The 2,891-nt window shown below is 73.7% G+C and carries 3 protein-coding genes; all 3 read left to right on the top strand.

What is annotated here, in order from left to right:
• Positions 1–656: ADP-ribosylglycohydrolase family protein (locus tag GA0115259_RS21445; RefSeq protein WP_176732609.1), on the top strand; the 656-nt coding region annotated here is incomplete at its 5' end.
• Positions 622–1,848 carry an ADP-ribosylglycohydrolase family protein gene (locus GA0115259_RS21440; RefSeq protein WP_093599660.1) on the top strand — a complete coding sequence of 409 codons (1,227 nt, stop codon included), beginning with the start codon at positions 622–624 and terminating at the stop codon, positions 1,846–1,848. The genes GA0115259_RS21445 and GA0115259_RS21440, both read left to right, overlap by 35 nt.
• A partial coding sequence (locus tag GA0115259_RS21435; protein ID WP_107469238.1) for an ADP-ribosylglycohydrolase family protein occupies positions 1,845–2,891 on the top strand: 1,047 nt, incomplete at its 3' end. The genes GA0115259_RS21440 and GA0115259_RS21435, both read left to right, overlap by 4 nt.

Genomic DNA, 2,891 nt, shown 5'->3' with positions numbered 1-2,891 from the left:
CCATGGCCGCCGCCGTCGCGGGCGCGCTCGGCGGCGCGGACGCCGAGACCGCCGTCGACGCCGCCCTCGCCCAGCTGCCCGGCACCACGGAGATCGGCCGGAACGCCCGTCATGCCCTCAAGCTGGCCCGGGACTTCGCCGGAGAGCCGGCCGGTGCCTTCGCGCTCGTACCGTTGCTGGAGCATCAGATCGTGGACCACGTCTACAGCTACGGCATCGCCGCCGCCGAGACCGTTCCCGTCGCCCTCGCCCTCACACTCGCCGCCCGTGGCGAGGTCAGCGGCGCGGTCCCGGCCGCCGCCTGTCTCTCCCGGGTCGCCGACTCCGCTCCCGCGCTCGCCGGAGCGCTGACCGGCGCGCTCGGCGGCGGCGACTCCGTACCCGCCACCTGGCGGGACGCCTGCCGCACCCTCGCGGGCTGCGCCCTGCCCAGGCTCGCCAGAACCGATCTGGTAGAACTCGCCGGGCTGCTGACAGCCACGGAACTGACCGCTCCGGGTGGACAATTCCGGCATGACGACGCTGAGCACTCCCCCAACACCGGCCCCGAAACCGGCCGCCACCGCAACCGGCACGCGCACGACGAGTACGCACACGGCGACACGCACCCTCGCCGACCGGATCACCGGCTGTCTGATCGGAGCGGCGGTCGGTGACGCGCTCGGCGGTCCGGTCGAGGGCTACTCCCCCGAACAGATCGTCGAACGCCACGGCGGCCGGGTCTCCGGCATCGTCGGCCCGTGGAACGAGAACTGGCGCACCGCCCGTCCCATCGCGCCCTACCACAAGGGCGACGGCCATGTCACCGACGACACCCTGATGACCCATGCGCTGATCCGCGTGTACGAGACCGTACGCGACCATCTCGACGCGTACGCGGTCGCCGACCATCTCGTTCCCGATCTGATGGCCACTCCGCGCTGGATCCCCGAGCTGGAGACCGAGGCGCCGCTTCTCCAGCGGATCTTCCTCGCCGAGAAGTGGATGGTCGCCCGGCTGCACTACGGGCATGTCGATCCGCGCGAGGCGGGCACCGGGAACATCGTCAACTGCGGCGCGGCGATGTACATGGCACCGGTGGGACTGGTCAACGCGGCGCATCCGGCCGCCGCGTACGCCGAGGCGATCGATGTCGCGGGCGCGCACCAGTCCTCGTACGGGCGGGAGGCGGCGGGCGTGTTCGCCGCCGCAGTCGCCGCCGCGTGTCTCCCGGACGCCACGCCCGCGACCGTCGTGGAGACCTGTCTCGCACTAGCGAAGGACGGCACGCGGGCCGCGATCCGGGCGGTACGCGATGTCGCCTCCCGGCACCGCGACACGGAGTCCGCGCTGCGCGGACTGCGCGAGGCCGTCGCGCCCTTCGACACGGTCGGCCCGCACTACCGCAGCCCGGCGCTGGGCGCCCGCCGCCCGTCCCGGGTGCACTCCATCGAGGAACTTCCCATCGCGCTCGGGATGTTGCTGATCGGCGGCGGCGACTACCACCGTACGGTGCTGGGCTCGGTCAACTACGGACGGGACTGCGACTCGATCGCCACCATGAGCGGAGCGCTCGCCGGAGCGCTGGGCGGCGAGTCCGCCGTCCCCGCGGACTGGGCGCGGCGCGTGGCCGACGCGAGCCGGCTCGATCTGCACGCTCCGGCGCGGGTGCTGACGGAGGTGGCCTACGAGGTCTTCACCCGCGACACGGAACGGCGGCGCGCGCACGAGAGCGCGTTCGCGCGGATGACGGACGCCCGGCTGATCGACGCGCCGGCCGACGCGGCCGACGGCAGCCCGTACGAGGCGCCGCACGGCGTCCCGCGCGAGGCACTGCGTACGGAGACACGGCCGGCGGCGGCGCGATGACGGACCTCCGCGTCACCTGGGTGCAGCCCGAGGATCTGATCGGCCATGAGCTGCGCCAGGCCTCGGAGGACGGCCGCGACGCGACGGCCGTCGCCCACCGCTGGCACACGGCAGGAGGCGCCCCGGCCCCGCCTCGCGCGGGCGCCTCCCAGACTCCTCCGGATCCGCGTCTGCGCGCCCTGGCCGAGGAACTGTTGGACGAACTGGCCGGGCTGCCGTCGACGCGGGAACGGTACGAGCCGACGGACCTCGCCGCGATCAGATCGGCGTGCCCCGACTGGCCGACCGCCCGGGACGCGCGGGAGAGACCCGACTCCCGTACAGCCGGTGCGCGGACGGCGGACACCATGCCTCGCCCTCAGTCCGGTGCCACCGCGTCCGTCACGCCGGACCGGCCGCCGTCAGGGCAGGCCCCCGTAAGCCTCACCGTCGCCCGGCTCCATGCCGCCTGGCTCGGCCGGGCGGCCGGCTGTCTGCTGGGCAAGCCCGTCGAGAAGCTGCCGCTCCGTGGCATCCGGGCCATCGCGCGCGCCACCGGCAACTGGCCGCTGCACACCTGGTTCACCGCCGAGGGACTGCCTCCGGATCTCGCCGACGCGTATCCCTGGAACCGCCGTTCCGCGCCGACCTCGCTCGCCGAGAACATCGACGGGATGCCCGAGGACGACGATCTCAACTACTCCGTGCTCAATCTGCTGCTGCTCCAGCGCCACGGCCGGGACTTCACCACCTCGGACGTCGGGCGCCTCTGGCTGGACGAGCTGCCGGCCGGATGTACGTTCACCGCCGAGCGCCTCGCGTACCGCAATCTGCTCTGCGGGATCGAGCCGCCGCACACCGCCCGGTACCGCAATCCGTTCCGGGAGTGGATCGGCGCGGCGATCCGGGCCGATCCGCACGGCTGGACACACCCGGGCGATCCCGGGGCCGCCGCAGCGCAGGCACACCGGGAGGCGACGCTCACGCACACCGCGAACGGCGTCTACAGCGCGATGTTCGTCGCGGCCACCATCGCCGCCGCGGCCGGGCCCACCGGCACCGGG

It is taken from the genome of Streptomyces sp. MnatMP-M17, assembly GCF_900091995.1.
Lineage (GTDB): Bacteria > Actinomycetota > Actinomycetes > Streptomycetales > Streptomycetaceae > Streptomyces.
This window is presented reverse-complemented; position numbering and strand designations above follow the sequence as displayed.